Source organism: Xanthomonas sp. BRIP62409, from assembly GCF_003992965.1.
Lineage (GTDB): Bacteria > Pseudomonadota > Gammaproteobacteria > Xanthomonadales > Xanthomonadaceae > Xanthomonas > Xanthomonas euroxanthea.
In genome coordinates, this window is the sequence record NZ_QEZJ01000028.1 from 67,789 (window position 1) to 81,348 (window position 13,560).

A 13,560-nucleotide genomic window follows, 5' to 3' on the forward strand; every position below is an offset into this window, starting at 1 on the left:
GCCTGCGTCAGGCGGTCTTTCGAGCGGCTGGCAGAAGCGATCGGGCGTGCGCAGCACGCAGCACGCAGCACGCAGCACGCAAACGATTTGATCTGGCCTGCACGCAATCCATCGCACGCGCCGATCGGCGCGCAGTGGTGTTGCGCGTCGTGTTCAGTCGCCCAGTTCGGCCAGGCGCGCGCGCACGCTCTCGACATCGACGTGCTCGCGCAGGTGCAGCCACTGTCGCGCCCACACCGAGCGCAACACGATCCAGGCACCGAACACGCCCAGGCAGGTCGAGCCCAGCGCCAGCGTCAACGGATGCAACGGCGAGCCGCTGCCGGTCTGGAACAGATACATGAAGGCCCCGGAAAACAGCAGCCACACGCCGAACACTGGCCAGTTGCTGGCCAGCAGGCTGGCATGGGGCCGCTCGATCTCGCGCAGCAACCGGGTCAGCGCCTTGCGTTCCTCATCGTCCGGTGTCATCGACTGGCCGCTCCACGGATTGGTCGCCGCGCTAGATCACGCGGCAGAAAACAGCCTTCAGGTAGCGCGATTCCTGCACGTGCGCCATGAACGGATGGTCCGGACCGGCACCGGCCACCTTCAGGATCTGGATGGTGCGCCCGGAGAAATACGAGGCGCGCCGCAGCATGTCCAGAAACTCCTGCTCGGCCACCAGCCCGGTGCACGAGAAGGTGGCGAACAGGCCGCCGGGCTTGACCACGCCCAGCGCCAGCTTGTTCATGTCCAGGTACTTCTTCAGCGCCGGGATCACCTGCTCGCGGTCGCGGGTCATCTTGGCCGGGTCCAGGATCACCACATCGAACTGCTCGCCGCGGTTGGACGCATCGCGCAGCCACGGGAAGATGTCGGCCTGCACGAACTTGGGCCGCACGTTGTTGAGCTTGGCGTTGCCCTTGGCGATGGCGATCACGTCCTCGTCGATGTCCACGCCCAGCACCTCAGACGCACCGCGCGCGGCCGCATACACCGCAAAGCCGCCGGTGTTGCAGCACAGGTCCAGCACGCTCTTGCCCTCGACCTGCTCGCTCAGCCACTGGCGGTTCTCGCGCTGGTCCGCGAAGAAGCCGGTCTTGTGCGCACCGGCCGGGTCGGCGCGGAACCTGATGCCGTACTCGGTGATCACCGATGCTTCGGTGGTGGTATTGCCGTGGAAATCGAAGCTTTCCTGCTTCTGCACGTGTTCGTCGGCAAAGCTGTGGAAGCGGCAGCCCGGGAACTGCGCGCGCAGCGCCTCGTAGATCCACTCGCGGTGGCGGAACATGCCGGCGGCGAAGAACTCCACCACCACCAGGTCACCGTAGCGGTCCACCACCAGGCCGGACAGGCCGTCGCCTTCGCTGTGCACCACGCGCCAGGCATCGGACACCGCGTCGAGCTTGAGCCAGTCGCGGCGCAGGCTCACTGCCGCGGCGATCTTGCGCGAGAACCAGCCCGCATCCACCGGCACCGCCTGGTCGGTTTCCAGGATGCGCACGGCGATGCGCGAGTGGCCGTTGTAGAAGCCGCGGCCGACCCACTCCCCGTCCACGCCGACCACATCGACGATGGTGCCGGGTTTGGGCTTGGCGGCGGGCTTTTCCACCAGCTTCTGGAAGATCCACGGGTGGCTGGAGCGCCAGGCATTCTTGAGTCGGACGACGGGGACTGGAGTATTCATCCGCCCATTGTATCCGGCTGGATTGACGTGCCTGCCCTCCGGCACGCAGAATCGGGCGCAGAAGGGGAGTAGCTCCCAGCGTTGTCGCCGTCATGACGAGTCCTGCCCGCCAGGCTCCGGTGCAACGGCAACCGGCCAGGCCGGTTGTGAGCGAGACCTTCGCCGCGCAGGCGAAGGTCCGTCACCCGGAATCCACGATTTCCGTGTCACAAGGCCTCAGCCCACCGGCTGTCCAGGTCGTTTCACTTTCGGGATTCTTTTATGCAAACCATTGGCAATGTCTGGTTATGGGGCGGCTTCGCGATCGTGGTGATCGTGGCGCTGTTGGTCGATCTGGTGCTGATGCGCCACGGCGGTGCCCACAAGGTCACCTTCAAGGAAGCCACCTGGTGGAGCATCGGCTGGGTGCTGCTGGCGCTGGCCTTCAACGCCGGCCTGTGGTGGTACCTGCAGGGCAGCATGGGCGATGCGGCGGCCGACCGCATCGGGCTGGAGTTCCTGACCGGTTACCTGGTCGAGAAATCGCTGGCGGTCGACAACATCTTCGTATTCCTGATGGTGATGACCTACTTCGGCGTGCCCGAGGAACAGCGCCAGCGCGTGCTGATCATCGGCGTGCTGGGCGCGATCGTGCTGCGCGCGATCATGATCTTTGCCGGCTCGGTGCTGCTGACCAAGTTCCATTGGCTGCTGTATGTGTTCGGCGCGTTCCTGCTGCTGACCGGCATCAAGATGTGGTTCTCCGCCGGCAAGGAGCCGGATCTGGAAGCCAACCCGGTGCTGCGCTGGATGCGCGGGCATCTGCGCCTGAGTCCGCAATACCACGGCCATGCGCTGAGCGTGATCAAGGACGGCAAGCGCTGGTTCACCCCGCTGTTCGTGGTGCTGATCCTAATTGCGGTGATCGACGTGATCTTTGCGGTGGACAGCATCCCGGCGATCTTCGCGATCACCACCGACCCGTTCATCGTGCTGACCTCCAACGTGTTCGCGGTGCTGGGCCTGCGCGCGATGTTCTTCCTGCTGGCCGGCATGGCCGACCGCTTCCACCTGCTGCCGTATGGGCTGGCAGTGATCCTGGTGTTCATCGGCACCAAGATGATGATCATCGATCTGTACAAGATCCCGGTGCTGGTCTCGCTGGCAGTGGTGATCATGATCCTGGCTTTCACCATCGTGCTGAGCCTGCTGCGGCCGCCCAAGCCGGCCAGGCACTGAGGGGCTGGGATTCGGGAATCGGGAATCGGGGACGGTAGCGCCGCGTGTGTTGCTGGCATCCAAGCGCGCCGACCATCTCGACAGGTCCTTGCGCTCACCGTCGCGGGCCCTTGAGCGGCATGGATGCCGCGCCAGAGCCTGGCTACCCGAGATCCTGGTCGTCACCATCTGCTGAGTTTGGTGCGGCCACCCAAGCCGGCCCCCGCACTGACAGGCTGGGAGTCCGGAGTCTGCAATTGGGATTCGGGAAAGGCCGCGCTGCATGCACTGCTCACAACCAAGCGCACCGACCAACTCGACGGGACCTTGCCTGCCCACCGTCGCGGGACCTTACGCGGCATGGATGCCGCGTAAGAGCCTCCATGGACGGATTCACGGCGTGTCCCGCGATGGTGGGAGGGCAAGGGCCCTGCAGCCAAGCCGCAGATCGTCTGCCCTAGGACCGAGGAATCCACACCGTTCAATTCCCTCTCAAGGCCGCCGGGATTTCAGGCGCCAGGTCGCTGGGGCGTTCCCGGGCCGAACTGGCGAGGGCGTGATGCCGCGCATGTTCGTGTCGCGCCCCGGTCACCTGCATGGTGCCGTGCGGCCGCGGCGCCAATGTTCGGCGGCGGGGCTGGATTATCCCGTCGTCGGGCCTGCTTATCCCGAGGCGGATAGCTTGTAAAAAATCCGCGCGACGCCATCCGTGAAGGTATGACACCGCCTCCTGTTGCCGCCGCCGACGCCACCGCGCAAGACCGCCTGGATCGTTCCCGGGTATTGCGTGCCTTCAACTTCAGCCTGGCCGCCGTGCTGCTGCTGGTGGCGGTGTTCACCGCCCAGAGCATGTTCGACTGGCGCGCCTGGGCGGTGGCACCGCTGCAGGCAGACGGCCTGCTCGGCATCCTCACCGCACCGCTGCTGCATGGCTCGCTCGCGCATCTGGGCGCCAACGCCGCCGCGCTACTGATCCTGGGCACGCTGGCCGGCAGCGTGTATCCGCGTGCCACCGCCCTGGCGCTGCCGTTGTTGTGGCTGGGCTCGGGCCTGGGCGCGTGGTTGCTGGGCGAGCCCGGCAGCCGGCATCTGGGCGCCAGCGGCGTCACCCACGGGTTGATGTTCCTGGTGTTCGTGCTGGGCCTGCTGCGCCGCGACCGCCCGGCGATCGCCACCAGCATGATCGCCTTCCTGTTCTATGGCGGCATGTTGCTGACCATCCTGCCGCACGAAGCCGGCGTGTCCTGGCAATCGCATCTGGGCGGCGCGGTGGCCGGCCTGATCGCCGCGTTGCTGCTGCGCCTGCGCGACCCGCAACAGGCCAGGCCGCGCTACAGCTGGGAGGACGAAGACGAAGATGCTGCGTGGGAAGTGAGCAATGGCGAGCACGACGTGCTGGAACCGCCACCGCCGCGCCAGGTGCCGGTGCTGTGGCAGCGCCAGGAAGACGGCTCGCACAACGTGGTGCTGCACTTCCCACCGCGCGAGCGCCCGCCGGGCAGCTAGTGCCTGCATGGAGCAACGACCCAAACGGCCCCTGTTTCCCGTAGGAGCGTGCCTGCGCGCGACAGGGCATTACCGGGACCGCCCCATCGCGCGCAGGCACGCTCCTACAAAGGCGCTGCCTAGCGCGATGCTTGCCCCTGCAACGCACGCCGTGCCAGGCCCGGGTCGTCGGCGAAGAAGGCATCGATGCCGGCGTCCAGATAGGTCTTGAGCTCGGCCAGTGCACCGGCGTCGTTACGCTCGGTCACCGCGCCGCTGCTGCGGTTTTCGGCAGCCAAGAAGTAGTTCTCCGGGCGGAACGTATACGGCTGCACCTGCAGTCCTGCCGCATGCGCGTCGTGCACCAGGCTGGTCGGCGTGCCCAGGCGGTGCTGCGCATCCAGCGGAATGATGCTGCGGATGTCCGGGCCGATCGCATCGGCGTAGCTGGCAACCTGCGTCAACCCCTCGGGCGTGATCATCTGCCCGTAGGTCCGCGGCGCGCTGCCCACGCCCGCATCGGGCAACGCCATCTGCGCGCCGGCCAGCAACTGCAGCAGGCGGATATTGCTGCTGCGCCCGATCTTGCCGCGCAAATAACGCAGGTTGCCGGTCTCGAACGATTGGATCACCACCGGCGCGGTCTGCGTGTAGGCATGCGCACGCAGACTCGCCAGCACCTTGTCTTCCATCGCCAGATGCAGCCGGCTGAAATAGCTCGGGTGCTTGATCTCCGGAATCAGCCCGATGCTGCGCCCGGTCGCCGCCGATTCGGCTGCGACAAAATCGATGATCTCGTCGAAGGTGAGGATCTGAAACTGCCCATCCCAGCGCGTGCCACGCAACTGCGGCAGACGCTCGCGCGCACGCAGCGTCTTCAATTCGGCCAGGGTGAAATCCTCGGTGAACCAGCCTTCCATCGCCTGACCATCGATGGTCTTGCGGGTCTTGCGCGCAGCGAACTCCGGGTGACTGGCCACATCGGTCGTACCGCCGATCTCGTTCTCATGGCGCGCCACCAGCACGCCATCCCTGGTGGACACCAGGTCCGGCTCGACAAAATCGGCGCCATCGGCAATCGCTTTGGCATACGCGGCCAAGGTGTGTTCCGGGCGCAGTGCGCTGGCGCCACGGTGCGCAAAGATCTGCACCGTCTTCGCCAACGGCGCCTCTGCCAACGCGGGCCCGCTCATGCCGACCATCATCGCCCCCAACAGCCAGATACGGTGGAACTGCATCATGCCTTTCTCCAACTGAGTGTTGCCATCAAACGCTGGCCCTGATCGTCAAGCCGGCGTGGCAGGTGCTGGTTACCGTCTCATGGATCGCTGATGCGCTGCGTTGCCGAGCACGGTCGATGCCCACCTAACGACGCGTCACAACGTCTGCCAACCACGAAGACGCCCAGCATCATCCGGCATCGGGAATTCCTAAACAGCAACAAGACCCGCTTTTACGATTCCCGAATCCCGATTCCCGATTCCCATCCTCAGAACTTGGCATCCAGCGTCAAAAACACCTGCCGCGGCGCGCTGGCATGGAACGCCAGCTGGCGGCCAGTCGGATCGCTGTTGGCGAACGCGGTGAGGTTGGACGCATAGCGCTTGTCGGTGAGGTTGGTCACGTTGAGCGAGAGCTTGAGCCCCTGCAGCACGCCGGCCTGGCCGAAGTCGTACCCGGCGCCCGCATCGAACGAGGTGTAACCGCCGAAGCCCTGGTCATTGGTGTAGGTGTAGTAGCGCTGGCCGGTGTACTTGCCGCGCAGATTGATGTTCCAGTTGGCGTAGTTGAAGGCGATTTCGCTGGCGAACATGCGCTTGGGCGTATCCACCGTGGTCTTGCCGGCGGTCGGAATGGTCACCCCGTTCTGCACATAGTTGTCGTCGTAGGTCGAACGGTTGATCGAGGCCGAGTTGTACCACTGCAGGTAGCTGGTCGGCTTCCAGATCACCGTCAGTTCGCCACCGCGGCTGCTCACCGAACCCACGTTGAAGAAGCGTGTGGTGCAGGCCGGCGTGGTGCCCTGCTGGATGCTGGCGCAGGGATTGAGCGAGAGCAGGCGGTTGTCGAAGGTGACGTCGTAGCCGACCAGCGAGGCTTCGAAGCGGTCACGCACGAAGCGATAACCGGCCTCCACGGTGCGCGACTTTTCCGGCTCCAGCGCACCGGCGCTGGCATCGAACGAGGCCTGCGTCACCAGCAACGGACCACCGGCACCGCCGCCCTGGAACGCGGCGATGTTTTCCGCGTACGAGGCAAACACCTCCTGCCCGTCGGCGATGCGATAACCCAGGCCGACCTGCGGCAGCACCGACTCGCTGGCCTTGATCGAGCCGGTCGCCACCGGTGCTTCCACCGCCAGCCCCGGCGTCTCGCGCGCGGTCATTTCGGTGCTGGGGCTCTTGATGCCCAGATCCACGCTCAGGCGCTCGTCGAGGAACTTGAAGTTGCCCTGCACGTAGAACTGCCGCGTGGTGATGATGTAGTTCTGCGAGAACAGCCGGCGATCCGGATCCTGCAGGAACTTGTCGTCGCTGACCGGCCCGTCGATCCAGTAGAAATTGCGCTCCACATCGTGATGATTGCGCTCGTACCATAGCCCGGCTTCGAGGTGATGCGCGCCCAGGTTCCAGCCGAGCGACGCGATGCCGCCGGTGCGGTTGATCCAGTAGTTGGTGCTGCGGATCGAGATCGGCAGCGCCTGCGGCGTCCCCGGATTGGATGCCTGGCCCGGCGACCACCAGTGGCCCTGCCCCTTGTTTTCGTGGTGATAGACCTGGGTGTGCAGGCTGATCGCGTCGTTGGGCTGGAAGTCGCCGGCCACGTAGAACAGATCGTCGTCGCGCAACGCGCGGCTCTGGTAGTAGGCATCGTCGACATTGTCCACGCCGCCGCTGAAACCGCAGCGCGCCGCATTGCGCGTGGCCGGTGCGCAGTACGCCGCGGCCAACGCGCGGTTCCAGTCCGGTGCGTACAGGTTCCAGTCCCAGCCCAGGCCACGCGCCATGCCGCTCTTGGACAGATACGCATAGTCCGCCTGCGAGGTGCGCGAGGTATCGGCAAATGCGGTCAGCTTGCCGCCGTCGAACTGGTACACGCCCTTGGCATTGAACTGCCGCGTGGTGGTCGGCGAGTCCGGGCGCGTCCACATGTCGGCTTCGGCATTGATGCCGGACAGATAGGCCGAAAAGCCGTTGTAGTCGCCGGTATCCACACGCAGGAAGCTACGGCGATTGGCGTCCGAGCCCACCGTCTGCGACAGCTGCCCGCCGAACACGCTGGACGGATCGGCCGAGTAGTACTGGATGGTGCCGCCCAGATTGCTGGTGGATGCAGTGCCCAGCGCGCCGATGCCCGAGGCCAGCTCCACGCCGCCGAAGTTTTCCGCAATCAGGGCGCGGCTGATGTTGAGGCCGTTGTAGTTGCCGTAGGCGTTGTCGCCCAGCGGCAGGCCGTCGAGCGTATAGCCCAGGCGCGTGCCGTTGAAGCCGCGCAGGCTGATCGTCTGCGACTCCTCGTTGGCACCGAAGGCATCGTTGGATTGCACGTTCACGCCCGGCATGCGGTTGAGCAGCTTCTGGATGCTGGTACCCGGCGGCAACACCGGGATGTCCTGCTGGGTGATGCGCTGCACCTGACGCGTTTCGCCCTGGCCGATCACCGAGACCGCATCGAGTTGCTGCACGGTCGTGCCGGTGTCGGCAGTCACCTCGGGGTCGGCGGCATGGGCGGCCGGCGACAGCACGAGCGCGGTGAGGACAGCGGCACTTAAGAGATGGGTCTTGGGCATGGGCGGCAGGGAACGAGTCAAAAGATGACGGCAAGCGTGCGACAGCTGTCTTGCGCCGATGCGACGGCCAGGTGACAGTGCCGCGACAGCCGCAGCGCATCCCTCGCAAGCGCTGCGCCGCGCTTGCATGCAGATGTCATCTGCGCGTCGTAATCTGCACCCTCATCCATCTGTGTTGTCCGAGGGTTGGTCCATGTCCCATCGCATTGCCCGTGCTTGTTCCCGGACGCTGACCAGCGTCGCCATCGCGGTGCTGGCATGGGGATGCGGCAGTGCGAGCGCGCGCGACAAGGTGGCTCCGGCGGGCTCGGTGATCGCCACCGATGCACATGGCTACCTGGAAAAGACACACGTGCCCGACAGCCTGCGCCTGGTGCCGCCGCCGCCGCAGGACGGCAGCGCCGCGCTCGCCAATGATCAGGCCATCGCCACGTCCATGCTCGCCCTGCGCGGCACACCACGCTGGGACCTGGCCACACGGGACGCCGCGCTGGGGTTTCCCGCAGCCGCCACCCACTTCAGCTGCGCGCTCGGCATCCAGATTGACCAGGCCCACACCCCGCACCTGCTGCGCCTGCTGGAGCGCAGCATGCGCGATGCCAGCACCAGCACCAGCGCAGCGAAGGCGCGCTACCAACGCCCGCGCCCGTTCATGCGCAACGACCAACCGATGTGCACGCCCGACGACGACGCGGCACTGCGCAAGAACGGCTCCTATCCCTCCGGCCACACTGCCATCGGCTGGAGCTGGGGCCTGATCCTGGCCGAGCTGGCCCCCGCACAACGCGATGCCCTGCTCGCCCGCGGCCGCGCCTTCGGCGACAGCCGCCTGGTCTGCAACGTGCACTGGCAGAGCGATGTCCTGCAGGGCCGCATCATGGGCGCCGCCACCGTCGCCGCGTTGCACGACAATGCCGAGTTCCAGAAGGATCTCACCGCCGCACGTCGCGAGATCGCCAAGGCACGTGCGAAGCAGCCGGTCGCGCTGGCGGAATCGCCAGCCTGCGCGGCAGAGAACGCTGCACTGCAGACCGTGCTGCCTGGGGTGATGTGATTTGTTTCTGCGGCGCGGGCGCGGGTTCTGGGTTTCGATATCACAGTAAGTGACCCTGCCACTCGCGCTTTGCGCCTGTCACCGCTACGGTCCGCAGATCAGAACACCGACAGCGAGCATCTGCATCGGCTCTTCATGCGTCGAGGCAAGTAAGTGGTTTATTTGCCGATACAAAAACTCGAAAAGATCTTGCCCAGCAACTCGTCGGCGCTCAGCTTGCCGGTGATCTCGCCGAGGGCTTCCTGTGCCAGACGCAGTTCTTCGGCGGCCAGTTCGAGTTGTTCGAAACCCAGCTCCAGATCCGCCGCATCTGCGTGCTGTTCGGCACGACGCAGTGCGTCGACATGCCGCGTGCGTGCGGAGAATTCACCTTCCACGCTTTCCATTCCATCGCCCAGCGCGAGCTCACGCAACCGGGCGTGCAACTGCTCCAGTCCCTGCCCGGTCACTGCCGATACTGCGATCGCGTCGCGATCGAGCGCTGCGGGTTCGGCCAGCAGATCGCATTTGTTGTGGATCCACAGCTGACGCGGCACCGCATCGATGGCATCGCCGATCGCATCGCGTGCGGCCTGCGGGTCGCGTGCATCCAGCACCACCAGCGCCAGATCGGCACGCTGCAGTTCGACACGTGCGCGACGCATGCCCTCGCGCTCGATCGCATCGCCACCCTCGCGCAAGCCGGCGGTGTCGACCAGGGTCAGGTCGAAGCCATCGAGCTGGATGGCTTCCTGCAAGGTGTCGCGGGTGGTGCCGGCGACATCGGTGACGATGGCGCGCTCGCTGCCGGCCAGTGCATTGAGCAAGGAACTCTTGCCGGCGTTGGGCGGGCCGATCAGCACCGCATGCAGGCCGTCGCGCAGCTTGCGCCCGCGTTCGGCATCGCGCAGCAACTGCGCGAGCAGGCTGCGAGCCTGGGTCAATCCATCGCGCACCTGCGCCCCGCCCAGCGTGTCCAGCGGCTCGTCGGCAAAGTCGATCGCTGCTTCCACGTGGATGCGCAGCCGGGTGAGGCCGTCGCTGACCGCATCGACACGTTGCGAAAACACACCGTCCAGCGATCTGCGCGCAGCACGTGCCGCGCGCAGATCGCCGGCGGCGATCAGATCGGCGATCGCCTCGGCCTGCGCCAGATCGAGTTTGCCGTTGAGAAAGGCGCGTTCGCTGAACTCGCCCGCGCGCGCCTGGCGCGCGCCCAGGGCAATGCAGCGGCTCACCAGCTGCCGCAACAGCACCGGGCTGCCATGGCCCTGCAACTCCACCACCGCTTCGCCGGTGAAGCTGTGCGGCGCCGGAAACCACAAGGCGATGCCATCGTCGATCACCTCGCCCCGCGCATCGCGAAAGCGTGCGTATCTCGCCTGCCGTGGTTGCAGATTCGGGACACCCAACTCGGCGGCGATCTGCGCGGCCTGCGGCCCGGACAGACGCACGATGCCGATGCCTCCGGTTCCGGCGGCGCTGGCGATGGCAACAATGGTCGATGGCGAAGAAGACATAGGCAGATGGTAAGGCGTATGGTCAAAGACGTGGCTTGCATGCGCCTGCGGGCGTGGCGGCGGTATGGCTGCATTTCACGGATATGCCGTAAGCCTTGCGCACGATGGATCGATCTTCAAGACACCGATCCAGTGTTGTCTGCACGCTGCTTGCGATAGCCGGCCACGCCAACACGCTGGCGCAACGAGGTGCATCGCAAGCGATGCAACAGCGATGACATCACGACAGCATCCGTGGCATAGCTAAAAAAACGACATCCGGGCGCACATACAGAAAGCCCGCCTTGCGGCGGGCTCTGTGCAACTGCTTACTTGGCGTTGGCCTGGATGATCTTGCTCGGCTTCTCGCCGTGCTGGCGGATCATCCACCACTGGATCAGCAACCCCAGGCCGCCGTTGACCACCCAGTACAGCACCAGGCCGGCCGGCATGAAGGCCATCATGACGCCGAACACCAGCGGCATGAACTGCATCATCTTGGCCTGCATCGGGTCCATGCCCGGGGTCGGGGTGAGCTTCTGCGTGGCCCACATGATGGCGATGTTGAGCAGCGGCAGGATGAAGTACGGATCGCGCGCGGTCAGATCCTGGATCCAGCCCAGCCACGGCGCCTGACGCAGTTCCACCGATTCCACCAGCACCCAGTACAGCGCGAAGAAGATCGGCATCTGGATCAGCAGCGGCAGGCAGCCGCCCATCGGGTTGATCTTTTCCTTCTTGAACAGCTCCATCGTCGCCTGTTGATACTTGACGCGATCGTCGCCGTAGCGTTCCTTCAGCTGCGCCAGGCGCGGCTGGAAGCGGCGCATCTTGGCACCGGACTTGTACTGCGCAGCAGACAGCGGATACAGCGCCAGGCGCAGCAGCACCACCAGGCCGATGATGGACCAGCCCCAGTTGTGCAGGAAGCTGTGCAGATGGCTCAGCACCCAGAACAGGCCCTGGCCGATGATGGCCATGATCGAGAAGCGGCTGTAATCGACCACACGGTCCAGCCCCTTCACGTCTTCCTTGGCGATCAGGCTGACCAGTTTCGGGCCGACCCACAGGCGTGCCTCGGTGGTGGCGGTCTGACCCGGCGCGACAGTGAAGGCCGGGCCACGCAGTTCGGCCACGTCACGCGGGCCGTCCTGGTTCAGCACATACAGCGAGGCCTGGTCCTTCTGCGGAATCCACGCGGTGAAGAAGTGGTGCTGCAGCAGCGCCACCCAGCCGCCGGTGATCTGGCGATTGAGGCCGCCGTCGTCCATGTAGTCCTTGAACGCGCGACGCTCGTAGCCTTCCTGCGGGCTGTACCAGGTCGCCCCGTTGAAGCTGAAGGAATCCGGGTTGGTCATGCCGCGGCTGAGGATGGTCGGCACCCGGCTCAGCTTGCGGAACACGTACCCGTTCCACGGCGCGCCACTGTTGTTGATCACCTCGTCCTTGATCGAGATCGCGTAGCGCCCGCGTTCCAAGGTGAAGGTGCGGCGGATCGACACGCCGTTGGGGCCATTCCACACGAACGGCACCACCAGGGTGTTCTGGCCCTTGGCCAGTGCGAACGCGGTGCCCGGCTGTTCGGCGCGGAAGCCGCCCACGCCAGGAACCGGCGAATGCTCGCTGGCCCAGCCGCTGGTGGCGTTGTAGGGGTGCGCGGCATCTTCGGTCAGCAGGCTGACCGGCGCGGTGCCGTCCTTGGTCTGCGGAAACTGCAGCAATTCGGCATCGAGCACGCTGCGGCCGTCCAGTTTCAGGCGCAGCACGTCCGAGGTCAGGGTGATCACCGGCGCAGCACCGGCAGCGGCCGGCGTCGCGGCGGTGGTGCTGGTCGCCGGCACGGCGCCCGGCGCGCCCGCCTGCGGGATGGCCTGTGCCGCCGGCACATTAGCCGCGGTCGCAGCTGCGTCCAGGTCACGCGCGGCCGGCACCGACTGGGTCGCCGCGGCCACCGGCGCATTGGCGGCCGCCTTGTCCTTGCCCCACTCCATCCACAGCAGCGCCGCGACCATCAGCCAGGCAAAAATCAGGAAAACACGGGTCTGGTTCATCGGGCAGCAACTCGCTCAGTCGGAACTGGGTTCCGGCTCTGTCGGGGAAAGGGAGGATGGGTGCATCGTCCTGGCGGGCGGCATTGTGCCGGGCGCGGCAGGCAGGGGCAATGCGCCAGCACGGCGCAGCAGACGCACGAAGGCATCGCGAATCTGTGGATTGGTCGCTTTTGCGGCCGCCGAGCGCGCCACAATCACATAGTCGCCGCCGGCAAGCTCGGGCAGCAGATGGCGCATGGCATCGCGCAGGACGCGTTTGATCCGGTTGCGACCCACCGCACGCGTATCGACCTTGCGCGACACCGCCATGCCCAGGCGCGGCGGCGTATCGCCGGTCCGCCAGTGCAGGCTGAGCAACGGGTCCGAGGTACGACGTGCAGTATCGAAAACGACCGTATATTGCGCACGCGTACGAACCCGCGCAGAGCGAGGAAATCGCCTGCACGGGTTCGATGCGTTCACGTTAGGGACTGCCTCGGCCGCAGTGAGCGGCGCGGCAATCAAGCGCTCAGGCGCTTGCGGCCCTTGGCGCGGCGGCGAGCCAGGATCTTGCGGCCGTCGGCGGTTGCCATACGTGCGCGGAAACCATGGTCGCGTGCTCGCTTGAGGTTGCTGGGTTGGAAAGTACGCTTGGTGGCCATGGGGCCCTCTGCATGAATGGAGACGAATAGAACCGGCAATTCTATAGGGCCACCTGCGTCCGGGTCAACTCCCCGCACGCTTTACCGGAGGTGACGGCGGTGGCGCCCTGTGGATGGACCTGTGAATAAGTCTGGGAAAACCCTGCCCTCGGTGCTAGTCTGGCCCATCCTCTTTTCACTACCGGGCTGCGAGCA

Annotated in this window: 11 protein-coding genes; 3 read left to right on the forward strand and 8 right to left on the reverse strand. The window is 65.7% G+C overall.

The window, feature by feature from the left end; translation table 11 throughout:
* Nucleotides 1–153: 153 nt before the first annotated feature.
* Both EO170_RS17465 and EO170_RS17470 read right to left on the reverse strand, forming a co-directional pair.
* The gene (locus tag EO170_RS17465) at nt 154–471 is read right to left on the reverse strand and encodes a hypothetical protein (protein WP_104585914.1); all 318 of its coding nucleotides are present in this window, start codon (nt 469–471) and stop codon (nt 154–156) included.
* Between the two features lie 31 nt (nt 472–502).
* Nucleotides 503–1,669 carry a class I SAM-dependent rRNA methyltransferase gene (locus tag EO170_RS17470; RefSeq protein WP_104585916.1) on the reverse strand — a complete coding sequence of 389 codons (1,167 nt, stop codon included), beginning with the start codon at nt 1,667–1,669 and terminating at the stop codon, nt 503–505.
* Nucleotides 1,670–1,930: 261 nt separating this feature from the next.
* Between EO170_RS17470 and EO170_RS17480 the strand changes: the two genes are divergently transcribed.
* Entirely contained in the window at nt 1,931–2,887 is a 957-nt protein-coding gene (locus EO170_RS17480) for a TerC family protein (protein WP_126946926.1), read from the forward strand.
* Nucleotides 2,888–3,583: 696 nt separating this feature from the next.
* Nucleotides 3,584–4,372 (forward strand): rhomboid family intramembrane serine protease, encoded by a 789-nt coding sequence (locus EO170_RS17485; RefSeq protein ID WP_126946929.1) that lies wholly within the window; start codon nt 3,584–3,586, stop codon nt 4,370–4,372.
* A gap of 119 nt (nt 4,373–4,491) precedes the next feature.
* Here EO170_RS17485 and EO170_RS17490 read toward each other — a convergent pair whose 3' ends face one another.
* Complete coding sequence (locus tag EO170_RS17490; protein WP_164741088.1) at nt 4,492–5,592, reverse strand: glycerophosphodiester phosphodiesterase; 1,101 nt, start codon at nt 5,590–5,592, stop codon at nt 4,492–4,494.
* 248 nt (nt 5,593–5,840) lie between these two features.
* Complete coding sequence (locus EO170_RS17495; RefSeq protein ID WP_126946935.1) at nt 5,841–8,141, reverse strand: TonB-dependent receptor; 2,301 nt, start codon at nt 8,139–8,141, stop codon at nt 5,841–5,843.
* A 193-nt stretch (nt 8,142–8,334) separates the two neighbouring features.
* Between EO170_RS17495 and EO170_RS17500 the strand changes: the two genes are divergently transcribed.
* On the forward strand, nt 8,335–9,195 hold the full coding sequence (locus EO170_RS17500) for a phosphatase PAP2 family protein (RefSeq protein WP_126946938.1): 861 nt from the start codon (nt 8,335–8,337) through the stop codon (nt 9,193–9,195).
* Nucleotides 9,196–9,353: 158 nt separating this feature from the next.
* Here EO170_RS17500 and mnmE read toward each other — a convergent pair whose 3' ends face one another.
* The 4 genes from mnmE to rpmH all read right to left on the reverse strand — a co-directional run bounded on the left by mnmE (nt 9,354) and on the right by rpmH (nt 13,365).
* The gene (mnmE, locus tag EO170_RS17505; RefSeq protein WP_126946941.1) at nt 9,354–10,694 is read right to left on the reverse strand and encodes a tRNA uridine-5-carboxymethylaminomethyl(34) synthesis GTPase MnmE; all 1,341 of its coding nucleotides are present in this window, start codon (nt 10,692–10,694) and stop codon (nt 9,354–9,356) included.
* A 308-nt stretch (nt 10,695–11,002) separates the two neighbouring features.
* Complete coding sequence (gene yidC, locus EO170_RS17510; RefSeq protein ID WP_126946944.1) at nt 11,003–12,724, reverse strand: membrane protein insertase YidC; 1,722 nt, start codon at nt 12,722–12,724, stop codon at nt 11,003–11,005.
* A gap of 15 nt (nt 12,725–12,739) precedes the next feature.
* Nucleotides 12,740–13,186, reverse strand: a complete 447-nt coding sequence (gene rnpA / locus EO170_RS17515; protein WP_104650389.1) for a ribonuclease P protein component — start codon at nt 13,184–13,186, stop codon at nt 12,740–12,742.
* 38 nt (nt 13,187–13,224) lie between these two features.
* Nucleotides 13,225–13,365: a 50S ribosomal protein L34 gene (gene rpmH / locus EO170_RS17520; RefSeq protein WP_002805908.1), complete on the reverse strand. Its 141-nt coding sequence runs from the start codon at nt 13,363–13,365 to the stop codon at nt 13,225–13,227.
* Between the last annotated feature and the right edge of the window lie 195 nt (nt 13,366–13,560).

What these genes read in the sequence shown, in the direction of transcription:
- EO170_RS17465 (WP_104585914.1), bottom strand. Translation starts at nt 471, where the DNA reads ATGACACCGGACGATGAGGAACGCAAGGCGCTGACCCGGTTGCTGCGC.
- EO170_RS17470 (WP_104585916.1), bottom strand. Translation starts at nt 1,669, where the DNA reads ATGAATACTCCAGTCCCCGTCGTCCGACTCAAGAATGCCTGGCGCTCC.
- EO170_RS17480 (WP_126946926.1), top strand. Translation starts at nt 1,931, where the DNA reads ATGCAAACCATTGGCAATGTCTGGTTATGGGGCGGCTTCGCGATCGTG.
- EO170_RS17485 (WP_126946929.1), top strand. Translation starts at nt 3,584, where the DNA reads ATGACACCGCCTCCTGTTGCCGCCGCCGACGCCACCGCGCAAGACCGC.
- EO170_RS17490 (WP_164741088.1), bottom strand. Translation starts at nt 5,592, where the DNA reads ATGATGCAGTTCCACCGTATCTGGCTGTTGGGGGCGATGATGGTCGGC.
- EO170_RS17495 (WP_126946935.1), bottom strand. Translation starts at nt 8,141, where the DNA reads ATGCCCAAGACCCATCTCTTAAGTGCCGCTGTCCTCACCGCGCTCGTG.
- EO170_RS17500 (WP_126946938.1), top strand. Translation starts at nt 8,335, where the DNA reads ATGTCCCATCGCATTGCCCGTGCTTGTTCCCGGACGCTGACCAGCGTC.
- mnmE (WP_126946941.1), bottom strand. Translation starts at nt 10,694, where the DNA reads ATGTCTTCTTCGCCATCGACCATTGTTGCCATCGCCAGCGCCGCCGGA.
- yidC (WP_126946944.1), bottom strand. Translation starts at nt 12,724, where the DNA reads ATGAACCAGACCCGTGTTTTCCTGATTTTTGCCTGGCTGATGGTCGCG.
- rpmH (WP_002805908.1), bottom strand. Translation starts at nt 13,365, where the DNA reads ATGGCCACCAAGCGTACTTTCCAACCCAGCAACCTCAAGCGAGCACGC.